Origin of the sequence: Bacteroides sp. Marseille-P3684 (assembly GCF_900291465.1) — a bacterium.
Lineage (GTDB): Bacteria > Bacteroidota > Bacteroidia > Bacteroidales > Bacteroidaceae > Phocaeicola_A.
In genome coordinates, this window is record NZ_LT985808.1 from 967353 (window position 1) to 985025 (window position 17673).

Annotated in this window: 11 protein-coding genes and 1 pseudogene; 6 read left to right on the plus strand and 6 right to left on the minus strand. The window is 52.7% G+C overall.

Annotated features, from left to right (window positions below; translation table 11 throughout):
• Positions 1 to 116 precede the first annotated feature (116 nt).
• The 3 genes and pseudogenes from C8275_RS03730 to C8275_RS03740 all read left to right on the plus strand — a co-directional run.
• Positions 117 to 1667: an IS1634 family transposase gene (locus tag C8275_RS03730; protein ID WP_106484148.1), complete on the plus strand. Its 1551-nt coding sequence runs from the start codon at positions 117 to 119 to the stop codon at positions 1665 to 1667.
• Positions 1668 to 2185: 518 nt separating this feature from the next.
• Entirely contained in the window at positions 2186 to 2572 is a 387-nt protein-coding gene (locus C8275_RS03735) for a hypothetical protein (RefSeq protein ID WP_106484096.1), read from the plus strand.
• Positions 2538 to 3509: pseudogene (locus C8275_RS03740) on the plus strand (transposase); the annotation flags it as partial. The gene C8275_RS03735 and the pseudogene C8275_RS03740, both read left to right, overlap by 35 nt.
• Positions 3510 to 3847: 338 nt before the next feature.
• On the opposite strand, the gene C8275_RS03745 reads toward C8275_RS03740, so the two are convergent.
• The 6 genes from C8275_RS03745 to C8275_RS03770 all read right to left on the minus strand — a co-directional run bounded on the left by C8275_RS03745 (position 3848) and on the right by C8275_RS03770 (position 9374).
• A complete protein-coding gene (locus C8275_RS03745) occupies positions 3848 to 4324 on the minus strand; it encodes a gliding motility lipoprotein GldH (RefSeq protein WP_106484150.1) in 477 nt (158 codons plus the stop codon).
• Positions 4321 to 5760 carry a regulatory iron-sulfur-containing complex subunit RicT gene (gene ricT / locus C8275_RS03750; RefSeq protein ID WP_106484151.1) on the minus strand — a complete coding sequence of 480 codons (1440 nt, stop codon included), beginning with the start codon at positions 5758 to 5760 and terminating at the stop codon, positions 4321 to 4323. Before ricT ends, C8275_RS03745 begins: the two co-directional genes overlap by 4 nt.
• 48 nt (positions 5761 to 5808) lie before the next feature.
• Complete coding sequence (gene holB / locus C8275_RS03755; RefSeq protein WP_106484152.1) at positions 5809 to 6933, minus strand: DNA polymerase III subunit delta'; 1125 nt, start codon at positions 6931 to 6933, stop codon at positions 5809 to 5811.
• Positions 6934 to 6945: 12 nt separating this feature from the next.
• A complete protein-coding gene (gene metF / locus C8275_RS03760) occupies positions 6946 to 7899 on the minus strand; it encodes a methylenetetrahydrofolate reductase [NAD(P)H] (protein WP_022384805.1) in 954 nt (317 codons plus the stop codon).
• Between the two features lie 137 nt (positions 7900 to 8036).
• Positions 8037 to 8312: a hypothetical protein gene (locus C8275_RS03765; RefSeq protein WP_106484153.1), complete on the minus strand. Its 276-nt coding sequence runs from the start codon at positions 8310 to 8312 to the stop codon at positions 8037 to 8039.
• A gap of 27 nt (positions 8313 to 8339) precedes the next feature.
• The gene (locus tag C8275_RS03770) at positions 8340 to 9374 is read right to left on the minus strand and encodes an Rpn family recombination-promoting nuclease/putative transposase (RefSeq protein ID WP_106484154.1); all 1035 of its coding nucleotides are present in this window, start codon (positions 9372 to 9374) and stop codon (positions 8340 to 8342) included.
• Positions 9375 to 10763: 1389 nt separating this feature from the next.
• On the opposite strand from C8275_RS03770, the gene C8275_RS03775 reads away from it, so the two are divergent.
• From C8275_RS03775 to C8275_RS03785, 3 genes are all read left to right on the plus strand, one after another.
• Positions 10764 to 12431 carry a glycoside hydrolase family 43 protein gene (locus tag C8275_RS03775; protein WP_369861205.1) on the plus strand — a complete coding sequence of 556 codons (1668 nt, stop codon included), beginning with the start codon at positions 10764 to 10766 and terminating at the stop codon, positions 12429 to 12431.
• A 181-nt stretch (positions 12432 to 12612) separates the two neighbouring features.
• The gene (locus C8275_RS03780) at positions 12613 to 15765 is read left to right on the plus strand and encodes a TonB-dependent receptor (RefSeq protein ID WP_106484156.1); all 3153 of its coding nucleotides are present in this window, start codon (positions 12613 to 12615) and stop codon (positions 15763 to 15765) included.
• Positions 15766 to 15776: 11 nt separating this feature from the next.
• Positions 15777 to 17645 carry a RagB/SusD family nutrient uptake outer membrane protein gene (locus tag C8275_RS03785; protein WP_106484157.1) on the plus strand — a complete coding sequence of 623 codons (1869 nt, stop codon included), beginning with the start codon at positions 15777 to 15779 and terminating at the stop codon, positions 17643 to 17645.
• The last annotated feature ends 28 nt before the right edge of the window (positions 17646 to 17673 follow it).

A 17673-nucleotide genomic window follows, 5' to 3' on the forward strand; every position in this document is an offset into this window, starting at 1 on the left:
TTCCTGACTTTGACAGCTTGATATTTCAACAATTGTAACATTTTTAAAATCAGCCATTCCAGAAAATCTTCATGGTGACGCGGGTGACGCAAACCTAAAATGAGTACCTTTATGGCATGTTTGTACGCAAGAAAAAGAACCGTAGCGGCACTGTGAGCGTGGTTATCGCAGACAAGAGCAGTGGCAAGTTCAAGGAGCTTAAGACAATTGGAGTATCGTCTGCCCCCGACGAGATTGTTCGCCTTGAGGTCAAAGCGCGTCAATGGATAGACGAATATTCCGGTCAGATGACACTTGACTTTGACGAGAGCGCTCAGGCGCTCCAAGAAGCGAGAAATACCATTGCGCGCATCGAGAGGACGCTCCAGAACACGCCACAAGTTATCCTCGGCCACATATATGACAGAATTGGCTTTGGAGTAATCGGGGACAGCATTTTGCGCCATCTCGTCATCGCAAGGGTCTGTCATCCGCAGAGCAAGGTTGCCACAGCGTCGTATCTGAAGTCCTACTTCGACGAAGACGTTCGGTTACATAACATCTACCGCTATATGGACAAGCTGTATAATACGCAGCGCGAGAAGGTCCAGCGGATAAGCGTAGAGCACACGATGAGGATTCTCGGCGGACGGATTGGGGTCGTTTTCTACGATGTGACCACACTTTACTTCGAGTCCGCACCACAGCCGGACGATGTTCTTCGTCAGGCAGGCTTCTCAAAGGACGGCAAGATGGCAGAATCGCAGATAGTCCTCGGACTGCTGGTGAGCGAGGACGGCTACCCGATGTCCTACTCTATCTTCAACGGCAGCCAGTACGAGGGGCGCACAATGATTCCCGTAATCGATGACTTTGTCCAGCGCTTCAAGCTGACAGACTTCATCGTTGTGGCCGACTCGGGCCTTATGAACACAAAGAATGTGGAGCTGCTGGAATCCGCCGGCTACCGGTATATTATCGGGGCGAGAATCCGAAACGAGTCTCCAAAGATTAAAGACTGGATTCTTGCAATTGACAGGACGGACGGGAACATTATTGAATGTTGCAAGAATGATTGCCAGAGGCTGGTTGTGAGCTATTCAGATGCACGGGCAAAGAAAAACGCATGGAACCGCAACAAAGGCGTCGATAGACTCCGCAAGGCCTATGCGAAAGGTACTCTGACCAAGGACAACGTCAATAAGCGAGGCTACAACAAATTTCTCGATATCAGCAAGGACATAACCGTAAGTATCAATGAGGAAAAGATAGCAGAAGACAGTCTTTGGGATGGACTGAAGGGGTATATAACGAATACGGCCCTGTCCGGGAAAGAGGTCATATCACAATACCATGGCCTTTGGATGGTTGAGAGGGCTTTCCGTATTGGCAAAGGGACGCTCGAGATGCGTCCAATGTTCCATTTTACGGAGAAACGTATCGAGGCCCATATCTGCATCTGCTTTGTAGCCTACAAGGTGTATAAGGAACTTGAACGGGTCATCAGAGAAGTCGGCATGAAGATGAGCGTTGACAAGCTTCTTGAAATCGCCAAGACAATAACGACGCTCAGAATAAGGCTGCCCAACGGCTCGGTATATACTGAGACTCTATTCACAACACCACAGCAGGAGACCATCAAACCATTGTTGGAGGCATTAGATCAAGACAAAAATAAAGCAGGGTGACGCATTGTCAAAGTCAGGAATNGAATAAGGCTGCCCAACGGCTCGGTATATACTGAGACTCTATTCACAACACCACAGCAGGAGACCATCAAACCATTGTTGGAGGCATTAGATCAAGACAAAAATAAAGCAGGGTGACGCATTGTCAAAGTCAGGAAGTACAGATACGGACGGAACGTCTTCGTTTCTCATTCTCTTTTTGTCATCTAATTCTAGAATGGCTTAGGTTCATTAAATGGGTTAATACTCTCTGTTAATTGGGAAGAATGGTTTTGGTTAATTTTTAGTTTCTCCTGACTCTCCACACATTCATCATGCGACAAATATATTTAAGAAATCGGACTTTTCGTTTCTTAACATCGGGAATCTGTGCCCTATCCTGTTCTATTGTGCTTTTTTAACGTGGAATCGCTGTTCGTTGTTCGTCGGTTGGGCGTTTGGGACGGACATTCGTGGAGCAGTAGAAAATCAGTGGGGATTAGTTTTCCAATATCCAGAGGAATTCCGACCTTTGCCTTATGGAAAAGAATCAATTGGAAGTGCTTGCGCGTATCGTGCTGCCTTCAGAAATACTGGATCATTTTGAGATAGCAGGTGTGCAACAGAGTCGGACAGAGATTCATATTTATCTCGACGAGTTAATGAATGCGGGATTGTCATCAGATGCCAATTTTGCATCCAAAGGCTTCATGGAGGCTGTGAATGTAACCGATTTCCCGATACGCGACCATAAGGTCATACTGGTCATACGCCGTCGCAGGTGGACCGACCTGCGTACAGGCAAGAGTTTCAGCCTTCCAATCAGCCTTGACATAGCCTGCAAAGGAACCCGTTACTCCAAGGAGTTCGGGGCTTTTTTAAAAGAAACGTATGGAGACATCCCCTGTGACCTGCCGTACGCTTGAAACATTCTACCACATAAATGCACATACCTTTGAGAAACAGTACAAGGAAACGCTAAGCGGCTTCCACGACTGGGACCAGCTAGACCATGCCGATTCATGGCTGTTGTTTCCCGAAAACATAGGCCGGCATCTTGCCATAGACGAGTCTTCCCTGTCCAATGGGGAGCTGTATACGTTTGTCACCAACCGTGACCGGCATACAGGTGAAGGAAGTCTGGTGGCGGTCGTTTCCGGCACGAAATCGGAAGACGTGATACAGGTGCTGAAGTTGATAGACGAGGAAGAACGCATGAAAGTGGAGGAAGTGACCCTTGACCTTTCCGATTCAATGCGCAAGATTGTTTCTGTCGCATTTCCGAAGGCTCAAAGAGTGATTGACCGTTTCCACATCCAGAAACTGGCTTGTGATGCCGTGCAGGAAATCCGTGTGGCGCACCGTTGGGACGCCTTGCAGCAAAGCAATGAAGAAATGGAAGAGTGCAAACAAACCGGCAAGCCCTATGTGCCGTTCCGCTTTTCCAATGGAGACACGCGTCCGGAATTGCTCATCAGAAGCCGTTACCTTCTGTTCAAATCAGCAGACAAATGGACGGAAAGACAAAAGGAAAGGGCTAAAATCCTCTTCGAGGAGTATCCTGACATCAAAATGGCTTATGGTCTGTCCCACTCATTAAGAATGATATTCTCAAAGAACACCATCAAAGATGCAGCGCGGTTGAGCATGGCCAAATGGTACAACAAAGTCGATGATTCAAGAATGAAGCAGTTCAATGTCATTGCCTCGACATTCTATGAGCATTATGACGAAATCCTGAACTTCTACAACAAACGCTCATCAAATGCGGCAGCCGAATCATTCAACGCCAAAATCAAACTTTTCAGGGCGAATCTGCATGGAGTCGTAGACAAAAAATTCTTCCTCTTCAGAATCGCAAAGCTNGACGAAATCCTGAACTTCTACAACAAACGCTCATCAAATGCGGCAGCCGAATCATTCAACGCCAAAATCAAACTTTTCAGGGCGAATCTGCATGGAGTCGTAGACAAAAAATTCTTCCTCTTCAGAATCGCAAAGCTGTATGGTTATCCCCACTGATTTTCTACTGCTCCACATTCGTCCCGGACAGGAGTTTCCTTGTCGCTCTTTGTGGCATAGGCGACAGGTGTTTCTGGAATAGGTAGCGGCAGGTGCTGGACTGATGGGAGGAGGGAGCGGAAGGTGGGGAAGGTGTAAAGTGGCTTCCGCTGAACAAAGTGCGGTCGGGAAAAGGGGAATCAGTAAAGGCGGATACCGACGTCGGTGATGCCTGTCAGGTAACGGTCCTGCAGGTGATGGGCAATCTTGACGGTGGGGGTGAAGCCGGCAGGGAGGGTAAGGTCGGGGAGGGAAAAGCTCTTCTGATAGAGGTTGTTGATGCCATCTCCGTCAAAGTGCCCGTTCGGGTCGGTCAGGACACACTCGATGGTGTCGGTCCGGAAGGTGAGCGAGTCGACGGTGTTCCGGCTGACGACCAGCCATAGGGAGCGGTAGGGGAAGTCGCCCGTGTGGCGTATCTCGATGCGGGCATGATAGTGCTGAGGCTCCGTCTGCCGGGGGAGCGTGAAGAGCAGCGTGTCGCCGCGTTTCCATCCGTCAGTCGGCAGACTCTGGAAAGCATGGTACCCCCGGGGTGCATGACAACCTGCTGCCGACAGCAGCACCGCCGGCAGCAGGAAGAATAATTGTATGAACTGTTTGCAGGAGCGTCTCATTGGGGATTGTTGTCTGGGTTGGGACGGGCATCTTGGGGTGCCTGGGGCGCTTGTCCCTGCGGTCCCTTGTTGCCCTCTTTCGGCGGACGGTTGCCGTTGTTGTTGCGTCGCTTGGGGTTGTTGCCCGGCTTGCGTTCTCCGCTGGCAGCGACGGCAGGTTGCCGGTCTTTGCCTTGGGGTTTGTTCCGGGCTTCACCTTGGGGCTGCCTGTTCCTGGGTTCACCCTGCGGCTTGTTTCGTGCCTCGCCCTGGGGTTTCTTGGGCTCTCCTCCCTTCTTGTTTTCAGCGGAAGAGGCGTTTTGCTTTCTCCCTTCGGCGTTGGCGGACGGTTGGTTGCCGGCAGCCTGGGCACCGTTCTTCTTCTTTTTCTTGTTCTTCTTGCTCTTGTCAAAGCGGGTCAGGCTTTCCTGCTCTAGGAGGTCGATGGACCGTTTGCTTTCGGTGACGGGAGTCTCTTCAAGCAGGCTGTCCGGCTTGGCTCCGTTGCGGTTCATGTTGATGACTTCGAAGGCGCGTCTGCCGGTGATGGTCACCAGGTTGGCGGCGAAGTTCTTGTCGGTGGAGTAGGAGACCAGTCCCTTGAGGATGTCCGACTTGAAGTAGTAGTAGGTGCCGTCCTTTGTCTCCAGCGTAATCTCGCGGGAGGGCATGCGTTTGGCACTCTCGACGTAGGCATCCACCTCGTAGTTCATGCAGCACTTCAGCTTGGCACACTGTCCGGCGAGCTTCTGCGGGTTGAGCGAGATGTCCTGGATGCGTGCGGCGTTGGTAGATACCGAGACGAAGTTGGTCATCCAGGTGGCGCAGCACAACTCCCGTCCGCAGGGACCGATACCGCCGATGCGTCCTGCCTCCTGACGGGCACCGATCTGCTTCATCTCGATGCGTACGCGGAACACCTCGGCGAGCACCTTGATGAGCTGGCGGAAGTCCACACGTTCGTCGGCGATGTAGTAGAAGATGGCCTTGTTGCCGTCGCCCTGGTATTCCACGTCGCCGATTTTCATGTCGAGGTTGAGGCTTGCGGCTATCTGGCGCGAGCGGATCATCGTGTCGTGCTCCTTCGCCTTTGCCTCAGCATACTTCTCCATGTCCACCGGCTTTGCCTTGCGGTAGATGCGGCGTATCTCGGCATCCGGTTTCAGGTTTGCCTTCCGCATCTGGAGCGGCACGAGCCGTCCCGTGAGGGTCACGGTACCGATGTCATGCCCCGGACTTGCCTCGACGGCGACGATGTCGCCTTTTTCCAACTTCAGCTTGTTGCTGTTCTTGTAGTATCCTTTCCGGGTATTCTTGAATTGCACTTCGACCATGTCGCAGACCTCGTCCCCTCCGGGGATGTCGGCGAGCCAGTCGTAGGTGTTCAGCTTGTTATCTTGTCGGCCGCATCCTTTGGCACATAGCCTGCCGCAGCCGTTTCTCAGTTTGAAATCCATAAACTTGTTGTTTTTAGGTGGCGTGAAGCCCTTCCCGTGGGACGGACGTCACTGTATTAATAGTACAATCATTTTCAAGGCAAAGTCGAAGAACACCATGCGCGGATTGACGTTCTGTTCGATGTGGGTCTGTGCCTCCGCCAGTTCGTCGGTGATGCCCATCACGTTGCGCTCGTTGATGAACGGGGCAAACCGGATGGTGAAGTTCTCCTCTTCGCGGTTCATGTAGTTCATCTCCTTCCGGTGGAAGTTCGACACGAAGCTCTCCCGCACCATGCGCTGGCAGTAGGTCAGGAAGTCCTTCTGCCGTTCACGTCCCATGGCTGCCACGGTGTCGCTCCATTCGCGCATCTCCTTCACCTTGCGCTGGTATGCCAGGCGCATCAGGCTCACGAAGAGTCCGAAGAAGAGCTGGGTGTCTTCGCTCAGGTGGATGATTTCGAGCGCCTGCAGGTAGCTTCCCTCCGCCAACCGTGCCGTCTCGGCTGCATCGGTGTCCTGAAGTCCGAAGCGGACCTTCAGCGCCTCGGCAATCTCGGCATCCTCCAGTCGGGGGACATTGATGCGCTGTGTGCGGCTGAGGATGGTGGGCAGGATGCGGTCAGGCTCTTCGCTCACCAGCAGGAACACGGTCTGTGCCGGCGGTTCTTCCAGCAGCTTGAGCAACTTGTTGGCACACTCCACCTTCATCTTCTCGGGCAGCCAGATGATGACCACCTTGTAGCCCCCTTCGCTGGACTTCAGGCTGAGTTTACGCACCAGTTCGTCGCTCTCTTTCACGAAAATCTGTGCCTGCTGGTTCTCGGCTCCCATGGCGTCGAGCCAGTGGTTCATGCCGAAGTAGGGTGTGCTGATGGCCAGTTCGCGCCATTCGCGTATGTAGTCGTCGGACACCGTGTCGCCTCCTCCCTTCCGTTTGACCACGGGGAACACGAAATGGAGGTCGGGATGTGCCAGCTTGTTGAGCTTCACACACGAGGGGCAGGTCCCGCAGGCGTCCTCTTCCCCCCGCCGTGTGCAGAGCAGGAAGCGGGCATAGGCTATGGCAAGCGGCAGTGCTCCCGTCCCTTCCGGACCGGCGAAGAGCTGTGCATGGGGGACGCGTCCCTCGCGTACCTCCAGTCGCAGCCGTTGCTTGACTGTCTCTTGTCCGATGATGTCCTTGAAATACATAAAGTCTTCGGTTTAAAAGATTTGTTTTGCCACTTCGCGGATGCTGTTGACAGCCGACACCGTGTAGAAGTGGATACTCGGAACGCCGGCGGCAATCAGTTCGCGGCATTGTGCCACACACCATTCCACTCCCAGTGCGGCAGCTTCCTCGTCGGTCTTGCAGCGGACGGCTTCCGAGGCAAGTGGTTCAGGGAGGTCGACCTTGAACGTCTTCGGAATCATGTTGAGTTGCGAGAGCTTGGCAAAGGGCTTGATGCCCGGGATGATGGGGATGTCGATGCCCTCGCGGCGTACCCGTTCCACGAAGTCGAAGTATTTCCGGTTGTCATAGAAGAGTTGCGTCACGGCATATTCCGCTCCTGCCTCCACCTTCTTCTTCAGCCAGTAGATGTCCGACTCCATGTTGGGTGCCTCTTCGTGTTTTTCGGGGTAGCATGCCACTCCATAGTGGAAGGGTGTTCCGGTGACTTTGATGGGCGACCCGTCGACAAACACGCCGCGGTTGAAGTCGTTGATTTGTTGTTGCAGTTCGATGGCATGTGCATATCCGTCCACTTCGGGAGTGAACATACTCTCATGTCGTGCCTTGTCACCGCGCAGCACCAGAAGGTCGGTGATGCCGAGGAACTGCAGGTCGAGCAATACATATTCCGTTTCTTCCCGGGTAAAGCCGCTGCACAGGATGTGGGGCACCACGGTGATGTTGTATTTGTTCTGTATGGCGGCAGCCACAGCAACCGTTCCAGGACGGCGACGCAGGCGGCTGCGTTGGAAGAGCCCCCCGCCGAGGTCTTTGTAGACGTATTCGCTGCGGTGGGTAGTGATGTTGATGTATTTGGGGTCGAACTCGCGTAGCGTGTCGATGGTCTGGTAGAGTCGTTCAATGCCCGTCCCCTTGAGGGGTGGAAGAATCTCGAAAGAGAAAGCTGTCTTCTGGTGTTCCTTGATCAAATCGATAACTTTCATGCGTCGGTGTTTGTCGTTTGTTTGTCTTTAACGGGCAAAGATAATGAAACGCATGGGGTGTGACAAAACGTTTGCTGCTTTATTTTTGTGAGGAGACTGTCTTCATCTTTGGCTCTTTCCCATCCCTTTCCCCAGGATTAGAGTTGTTCGATGTCTTCTTTACCAAGTTGGGTGATTTCAGCAATTAGTTCTGTTGAAAATCCTTTAGCTTTCATTTGGCGGGCTATGGAAATCTTCTCTTTCTCCCTTCCGTTTGTTTCCGCAAAGCTCATGACGGCAAGATTGTCCCGGTAAATCTTGATGCTCTCGTCGTACTTTATGCGGTCCTCTTTGGACAATGCAGATATGTCGGTAATGTGTGAGATGCATTTGAACTTCGCATTGATCATTTTGATGAGTGGTGATTCTTCCATAGTGTGTCTTGGTTTACAAGTCTGAAGTTAGAGTTGTTCGATGTCTTCTTTACTAAGTTGGGTGATTTCAGCAATTAATTCTGTTGGAAATCCTTTAGCTTTCATTTTACGGGCGTTTTCAATATTTTGTTCAGCTCGTCCTTCTTTTCTGCCTTTTTCCAGACCTTCTTCGAGTCCTTCTTCACGCCCTTCGGCTCTACCTTTCTCCCTTCCGTTTGCTTCCGCAAAGCTCATGACGGCAAGATTGTCCCGGTAAATCTTGATGCTCTCGTCGTACTTCATGCGGTCCTCTTTGGACAATGAGGCGATGTCGACAATCTGTTCCAGCTTGTCGAAGACGGCTTGACGGGCTTTAAACGGTAATCTTTGTAAGGTCTCCATATTCTTTAATACATATATCCAACGTTCGAAATCGGTCTCACATTCNTCTTTGGACAATGAGGCGATGTCGACAATCTGTTCCAGCTTGTCGAAGACGGCTTGACGGGCTTTAAACGGTAATCTTTGTAAGGTCTCCATATTCTTTAATACATATATCCAACGTTCGAAATCGGTCTCACATTCATTCTCCTCCTTGGTGAAGGACGGCAGCTCCAGGAAAATCATGCGCATCCTGTCGCTGAACTGTTCATGGGTGTCGCGGTCAGCGAGGATGACGTCGGTCCGTAGTTTGTGGGCGGAGCCTTTCAAAACGAAGTTCATGAAAAAGACTCCATAGACGGCCTTGAGGTCAAACTGCCAGTGCATCCCGCGTTCTCCCTGGCGGGAGATGGTTCGTGACACATAATACAGGGCGCGTTCACGGAAGTAGGTCTGTTCGCGGTTCTGCATTTCCACAATGAACTGTTCCCCGTTCGTATCGGTACAATAGATGTCGTAGATGACGCCGCGTCGTTCCAGCATTTCCGGTAATACCTCCTTGTCAAGGAAGGTGATGTCCTCGATGTGACGTTCGCCGACCAGCAGTGAGTTCAGAAAATCGATGAGGAGGTCTTTGTTGATTTCCTGACCGAAGATGCGTTTGAATCCGACATCTGTAAAGGGGTTGATGAATCTTCCCATGGCTTGTTAAGGTTTAGGGGTTTGTACTGTTTACCATGCAAATGTAAGTGTTTTGTTGGATTATGCCTCTTTTTCAGCGGACTATTTGAGGGAGTGCTTTGCTTTTTCACACTTCCGGCGTGCTTTTCGAACTGGAGTGTACAGCCTTGGATGGAGGAATTGTGCTTTGACAGATTGATGCCGGAACCGGATATTTGGTTGACGGAAATGGATGAAATGGCATTTTCAGCTAATGCGTACTTTTGAAAAATCGTTCAAAGTAGGCTTTTTTAGGAATATCCATGCAGGTCGGCGTGCATGAATATTCCAAATCAGGGCAAAAAATGTATGTTTATACCGCGAAACAATATTGTTTGAGTTGCCAAACACAAGTGTTTGATGCGTGAAACAATATTGTTTGACGAGTGAAACAATATTGTTTGAGCTCCCGATGTCAAATGTTCGGAGAGTGAAAGTCTTGTTTTAGGGAAATTGAACTTTATTTTATGTTTATTTACCTCTGGTTTGTTCGTCGTTCCCTCTGATTGGAAAGTGTGATAATGCTCGGTCTGTTCCATATCCCGTTTCTTTTTGGAGGGGAAATGTGATGAATGCTTTTCACCAGGTCTTGTTTACCGGATAAATGCGACAATGTGTGTTTTGCGAATCGCCTGAGAATGCAGTTTTTCGGCTCCGGCTCGTCTTTGGATGCGAGGAAGGGATTTTTGAAGCCCTTCGTTTGACAGATTGACATTTTGACAAAGGGAGGTCCGGAAGTCTGGGAAGGGATGGGAGGAAGCTGGAAAATCTGATACCGGCAATGGAATTTACACCGCAAAAAATTCCATGAAGTCTTCATGGTATGTTAAAAGGGGGCTTGAAGGGGCTCATACCCCTATCGTCAGTGGTGGAGCAAGGAGAAATAGATGTTTCTTTCTTTAATCAATTGTTTTATAAATTGTTATACTCTTGCGTGAAACGAAATCAAATGAAAATGTAACAAAATTTGCAGACTGAGTAAAGATTTCAAATAAAGATGAAACGTTATTTTTTATGTATATAAACACTTGTTCGTAAGTTTGTCGCGAAAAATAAATATCGCCTGTGGATAAAGGATTATTCATCACCATGAAGAGCACCGTCCTTTGTACAGAACGACACTTGTTTTTACTCAGAGAACCCGTCAGCTGCCTTCCTTGGAAGACAATCGGATTTACTGATGAACTTGAACAACGAACGAAAGTTTCGCCTGTGCTCAACCGGTCAGTTGGCTCCTGCACCCTCTTGCCAGCTGCCACTTGGGCTTGCGAAAGCTAAAAATATTAATCCTTAAATTTTGCGTTGATGAATAAGCAATTTTCTTCCGCAGTCCTATCGGCCCTCCTGGTTTCGGCGGGTGTGATAGGCTCCATGTGTGCATGCAATCCCTCGGCAGGGACTGACGACCTGCCGGCAGTGAAAGATTCCACCGCGTTGTTCGACGACTTTGTCTATCAGGGTGACGACGACTTCTACAAGGAAAATCCTCTCCCTGACGGTGCCTCGTTCTACAACCCCATCCTGCCGGGATGGTATTCCGACCCCAGCATCTGTACCAACGGGGAAGGCGACTATTTCCTCGTTACCTCTACCTTCACTTATTTTCCCGGTGTGCCCATCTTCCACAGCCGTGACCTGGTGAACTGGAAGCAGGTGGGCAATGTGCTGACCCGTCCGTCGCAGCTGGTCAACATGAAAGGGCAACACGTCAGCGGAGGCATCTTCGCACCTGCCATCTCCTACAATCCTCATAACAAGACCTATTATATGGTGACGACCAACGTGGGCGCCGGAAACTTCTTCGTGAAGACCCAGGACCCCTTCGGCGAATGGTCAGACCCCATCATGCTACCCGAGGTGGGTGGCATCGACCCTTCGTTCTTCTTTGACGAGGACGGCAAGGCATACATCGTCAACAACGACGACGCACCCGACGGTAAACCTGAGTACGACGGTCACCGTACCATCCGTGTGCAGGAGTTTGATGTGAAGACCGACAAGACTGTGGGTCCGCGCAAAATCCTGGTCAATAAAGGTGTGAACCCCGCCGAGAAGCCTATCTGGATCGAGGGACCGCACATGTATAAAATCAACGGACATTACTTCCTGATGGATGCTGAGGGCGGTACCAGCACGTGGCACTCGGAAGTCATCTTCCGTGGAGAATCGCCCATGGGTCCCTTTACCCCCTGGAAGAACAATCCCATCCTGACGCAACGTCATCTGGACGGCAACCGTCCGAATCCCGTCACCTGTGCGGGACATGCCGACCTCATTCAGGCGAAAGAGGGTGACTGGTGGGCCGTGTTCCTGGCTTGCCGTCCCATCGACAACAAGTTTGAGAACCTGGGTCGCGAGACCTTCCTGATGCCCGTCCGCTGGAGCGACGACGGATTCCCCTATATCACCCAGGGTAACGAAGTCGTGCCCATGATAGAGCGCCGCGAGGGTGTGCAGCGCGACTCGACCGTGACCTTCGGCAATTTCGCTGTGACTGACAATTTTGACGGAGACAAGTTGGGCATGGAGTGGCTCACGCTGCGTGCTCCTGCCACCGAGCTTTACTCGCTGTCCGATACGCCGGGTTACCTGACGCTGCGTTGTGCAGATGTCAGCGCTTCGGACAAGGACACGCCGGCTTTTGTCGCACGCCGCATGCAGCACCACAAGTTTGAGTGCACCACCCGCATGCTGTTCAATCCGTCCGATGAAAAACAGAAGGCAGGACTGCTGCTCTTCAAGGACGAGACACACCAGTATTTCCTTGCCGTGGGCAAACAGGGAGAGAAGAGAGTCCTGTCACTGGAGAAGATTGGCGAGAGCACCGAGACCCTGGCGTCCAATGACATCCGCAGCGATGAGGCTGCCATCCGCCTGAAAGTCGTGTCGAGAGGCACACACTATGACTTCTACTATGCCTTTGATGGTGACAAGGAGTGGACGGCACTGTGCAAGGACATCGATGCCTCCTTCCTGTCGACCGCCACAGCCGGAGGCTTCACCGGAAGTGTTGTCGGTCCGTATGCTACCTGCAAATGATTTTCATGACCTTATAACGAGGGGCGCACGGTCCGTCCGTGCGCCCTTGCAAAGAACCTCACAATCTAAAATACGGAATATATGATGGGACCAGAAAAACATGGCTGCCTGTTTGACAACAGCTGAAGCCGCCTCAATGGGGAATGAAGAAACAAACAAAGAGTAATGATCACTTAAACAAATGGTAATGAAAAATGTAAAGAAACAAATCCGAAAGATTCCTTACCTATGTTTCTGCATGCTGTTCGGTTGTCTGACGGCAACGGCACAGAATACAGGAGGCAAGACGGTAAAGGGTGTTATCTTGGACAGCAACGGCGAAACGGTCATCGGAGCCTCGGTGGTTGTCAAAGGTAATAGTTCCATAGGTACGATTTCAGACATTGACGGTAATTTCACCCTGAAGGTGCCTGACAATGCAGTGCTTGTGATCTCGTTCGTGGGAATGAAGCCACAGGAGGTGAAAGTGACAGACGGCGGTCTGCTCCGGGTGACTTTGGAAGACAATTCCCAGCAATTGGAAGAAGTCGTGGTGGTGGGATACGGCCAGCAGAAGAAGGCTTCGGTCGTGGGCTCCATCACGCAGACCACCGGAAAGGTGCTTGAGCGTGCCGGTGGTGTGACCAGTCTGGGTGCTGCCCTGACCGGTAACTTGCCGGGTGTCATCACGTCGGCTACTTCAGGTATGCCGGGCGATGAGGACCCGGAAATCATCATCCGTACGAAGAGCTCCTGGAACAACAGCGAACCGCTGGTGCTCGTCGACGGAATCGAGCGTGAGATGAGCTCGGTCGACATCTCGTCGGTGGAAAGCATCTCCGTCCTCAAGGACGCATCGGCAACAGCCGTCTACGGTGTGAAGGGTGCCAACGGTGTCATCCTCATCACGACCAAGCGTGGTAAAGAAGGAAAGGCAAACGTGCAGATCAAGGCGAACGTGACCGCCAAGGTGGTGTCGAAGCTGCCCGAGAAGTATGATGCCTATGACACGTTCTACCTGATGAACAACTCCATTGAGCGTGAGGCTGCCATCAATCCTGCCGGCTGGGCGAACTACACGCCGGCTGCCATCATCCACAAGTACCGCTATCCGGCAAATGCCGAAGAGTGGGACCGTTACCCCAACGTTGACTGGGAGGACTACCTCTTCAAGAGCCACGCCATGTCATACAACACGAGTGTCAACGTGTCGGGCGGTACGAAGGTGGTGAAGTATTTTGCGGCTGCCGACTTCGTGAGCGAAGGTGACTTGTTCAAGACCTTCGAGAACAACCGCGGCTATGACGCCGGATTCGGCTACAACCGTATCAACGTCCGCAGTAACCTGGACTTCACGCTGACGAAGACCACGAAGTTCTCGACCAACCTCTTCGGTTCGAATGCTCAACGCTCCCTGCCGTGGGAGATGGCGGACAACGACCAATCCTACTGGGCTTCGGCTTATAAATCGGCACCTGACGCCATGCGTCCCATCTACTCCAATGGCATGTGGGGATGGTATGCCCCGCGTGATGCCGATGTCCCCAACTCCGCCCGTATTCTGGCAACAGCCGGTTCGGAAAAGCGTACGACGACCAAGGTAACGACCGACTTTATTCTGGAGCAGGACCTTGGCATGCTGACCAAAGGGTTGAAGTTCAAGGCAAACTTCTCCATGGACTACAACTTCGTGGAGAGCAAGCGCGGTGTCAATGATATGTACAATGACGCCCAACAGATGTGGATAGACCCGAGCACAGGTGAGGTCGACTATAAGTTTGACCCTGATTCGGGTACGGGTATCGACAAGGTGGAGAACCCCATCTACTGGTCGACCCAGGCAGGTAGCGCTGACATCAACAGCACCTACCGCAAACTCTACTATTCCTTCCAGCTGGACTACGCACGCACCTTCGGCGACCATGAGCTGACGGCGCTCGGACTCTTCAGCCGCTTGAAGGAAGCTCAGGGAAGCGTGTTCCCCATCTATCGCGAAGACTGGGTGTTCCGTGTTACCTATAATTATATGATGCGCTACTTCTTCGAGGCCAACGGCGCTTACAACGGTTCGGAGAAGTTCGGTCCCGACTATCGTTTCGACTTCTTCCCCTCACTCTCTGTGGGATGGATGCTGAGCGATGAGAAGTTCATGAAGGGCCTGAAGTTCCTCGACATGCTGAAGCTCCGTGCTTCGTGGGGACGTGTGGGCGATGACTCCGTCGTGCAGCCCTGGCAACGGTTTACCTCGGGACGTTTCCTTTACAAGGACCAGTGGAACAACAGCGGCAATGCCATCATGGGTAGTGTCAGCCCCGATGCTTCTCCTTATACCTTCTGGAACATGTCGACGCTGGGCAACCCCGACATCTCCTGGGAGACGGTCGAGAAACGTAACTTCGGTATCGACTACTCGTTCTTCAACGGTCTGGTAGCCGGTTCGGTCGACATCTTCAACGATACACGTACCGACATTCTGGTTTCCGGCAGCGACCGTGCCATCCCCTCGTACTTCGGTATGACACCTCCGCGTGCCAACCTCGGTAAGGTGAACAGCCACGGCTATGAGTTGGAGCTGCGTCTGAACCATGTGTTCCCCAACGAAATGCGCGCCTGGCTGAATGCCAACATGACCCATGCGGTCAACGAAGTGAAGTTCAAGGACGACGCTCCGTTGCTCCCCGACTATCAGAAGGCGGCAGGACACGCCATCGACCAGGTGTACTCCTACATCGACCACGGCAACCTTGCCACATGGGACGATGTCATCGGCAGCTCTGCCTGGACAACCAACAATAACAACAAGTTGCCGGGCGACTACAACATCGTCGACTTCAACGGCGACGGTGTGGTGGACTCTGACGACCGCGCTCCGTATCAATACTCCACCATCCCGCAGAACACCTACAGCCTGTCTGCCGGTTGGGAATGGAAGGGCTTCAGTGTCTACGCACAGTTCTACGGGGTGAACAACGTGACCCGTGAGGTGAACTTCCCGACCTTCCGCAGCACCGCCCACGTGGCATATGCCGAAGGTGAATACTGGACTCCCGGCGGTACAGCGACCCTGCCGACCCCGCGCTGGGGCACCACGGTGGATGGAGCAGCCTCCGGTACACGCTACTGGTACGACGGTTCATACATCCGCCTGAAGAATGTGGAGCTTTCCTACACCTTCCAGGGCGACTGGCTGAAGAAGCTGGGTGTGAACACGGCGAGACTGTATGTGAACGGCGACAACCTCTACCTGTGGACCAACATGCCCGATGACCGCGAGTCGAACACGGGCTACAGCTCATCCGACGGTGCTTACCCCACCGTACGCCGCTTCAACATCGGTATTGACATAACATTATAAGCGCAACGACTATGAACAAATATATAAATCGATTCTTTTTGACCTCCGCACTGGCCATGGCGGGGCTGCTGGGCACGACGACTTCGTGTACCGACTACCTCGACAAGTCGCCTGAAAGCGATTACGAGGAGAACGACCCCTATAAGAACTTCATGAACTTCCAGGGCTTCACTGAAGAGCTTTACAACTGCATCCCCATCATCTCCAACAGCGAGTACCACACGTGCTTCAACTACGGAGAGGACGTATACTGGGAGCCGCAGGAGACCCGTCTGCAGACCATGAACGTGGACAACGGCGACTTCTGGGGCTGGACCACAGCCTACTATGGCTATCCGCGCAGCGGAGGAGCTGCCGGGACATCGACCCGCCGCGACAAGGGTGACCTCTGGACCAACAGCTGGTATGGCATCCGCAAGGCAAATCAGGGCATCGAGAACCTGGGGAATCTCGTGAGCGCCACCGAGGAAGAGCGTCAGCTCATCGAAGGCCAGCTCTACTTCTTCCGTGCCTGGTTCCACTTCATGATTATGGAGTGGTGGGGCGGCATGCCTTACGTGGACCATGTCGTGACAGAGACCGAACAGCTTGACCGGCTGACGTGGCAGGAGTGTGCCGAGCACTGTGTGGCAGACTTCCAGCATGCTGCCGAGCTGCTTCCCGTCAACTGGGACGAGACCGTTGCCGGTAAGGTGACGTTGGGCAAGAACAACATGCGTATCAACAAGATTATGGCACTGGCATACGCCGGCAAGACCCTCCTGTGGGCAGGCAGCCCGCTGATGAACTGGGCGTCAGGTGGAAACCGTGAATACAACACCGAGCTGTGCAAGCGGGGTGCCGAACTGCTGGGCGAAGCCCTGCGCATCACCGAGGAGACCGGACGTTATGAGTTGGCTCCCATGGACCAGTACAACGACATCTTCCTCCTCCACAACTCCAACGGACGCATCAACGGCGTCAACGAGGCCATCTTCCAGGAGAACCTCATCGACTATGACTCCCGCTGGCGCTGGAACATGGTCAACGACTTCCGTCCGACCAGCATCGAGGCTTCAGGTATCAAGAACTACCCGACTGCGAACTACGTGAACTACTTCGGCATGGCAAACGGCTATCCGTTGCCCGAAGACATCACGCAGGCAGATGCCGAGTCGGGCTATGACCCCACCCACCCGTGGAAGAACCGCGACCCGCGCTTCTACAAGGTCATCATGTTCGACGGCGTGAAGTTCAAGAACTCCGGAGGTTCGGGCGGTTGCGTGGAACTCTACACCGGCGGACGCGAGAGCGAGGAAAGAGACTCCAAGAAGGGCTGCTTCACCGGCTACATGAACAGCAAGCTCTGTCCGCAGCTGATGAACACCACGGACGGCTATAAGGAGAACAACATCATGGTGCTCAACCTGATGCGCCTCGCCGACGTCTACCTGATGTATGCCGAGGCAGCCGCTGTGGGCTATGGCTCTCCGCAGGGCAAGGCTACGACTTACTCGCTGACAGCCGTTGATGCCATCAACAAGGTGCGCGACCGTGCAGGTACGGCCCACGTGCTCGACAAGTTCCTGGGCAACACCACCGATTTCCTGAGTGAGGTGCGCCGCGAACGTGCCGTGGAGCTTGCCTTCGAGGGCTTCCGCTTCATGGACCTGCGCCGCTGGATGCTGCTCACCCAACACCCCTACACGCTGAAGACCAAGATTGAGTTTGACCGTGCAGGAGGCAGCTACAACTACGATGCGCCCGAAGAGAATGCCATCCGCAACCTGCGTGAGGTGACTTTGCTTGAGCGTCAATACACCGACAGACACTACTGGTATCCCATCCCGCGCAAGGATGCGAACATTTACGAAGGGTTCAGCCAGAACCCCGGGTGGTAATTGACCGATTAACTAATAATGACGCAAA

Coding starts and splice junctions, on each gene's coding strand:
- C8275_RS03730 (WP_106484148.1), top strand. CDS start 117: ATGTTTGTACGCAAGAAAAAGAACCGTAGCGGCACTGTGAGCGTGGTT.
- C8275_RS03735 (WP_106484096.1), top strand. CDS start 2,186: ATGGAAAAGAATCAATTGGAAGTGCTTGCGCGTATCGTGCTGCCTTCA.
- C8275_RS03745 (WP_106484150.1), bottom strand. CDS start 4,324: ATGAGACGCTCCTGCAAACAGTTCATACAATTATTCTTCCTGCTGCCG.
- ricT (WP_106484151.1), bottom strand. CDS start 5,760: ATGGATTTCAAACTGAGAAACGGCTGCGGCAGGCTATGTGCCAAAGGA.
- holB (WP_106484152.1), bottom strand. CDS start 6,933: ATGTATTTCAAGGACATCATCGGACAAGAGACAGTCAAGCAACGGCTG.
- metF (WP_022384805.1), bottom strand. CDS start 7,899: ATGAAAGTTATCGATTTGATCAAGGAACACCAGAAGACAGCTTTCTCT.
- C8275_RS03765 (WP_106484153.1), bottom strand. CDS start 8,312: ATGGAAGAATCACCACTCATCAAAATGATCAATGCGAAGTTCAAATGC.
- C8275_RS03775 (WP_369861205.1), top strand. CDS start 10,764: ATGTGTGCATGCAATCCCTCGGCAGGGACTGACGACCTGCCGGCAGTG.
- C8275_RS03780 (WP_106484156.1), top strand. CDS start 12,613: ATGGTAATGAAAAATGTAAAGAAACAAATCCGAAAGATTCCTTACCTA.
- C8275_RS03785 (WP_106484157.1), top strand. CDS start 15,777: ATGAACAAATATATAAATCGATTCTTTTTGACCTCCGCACTGGCCATG.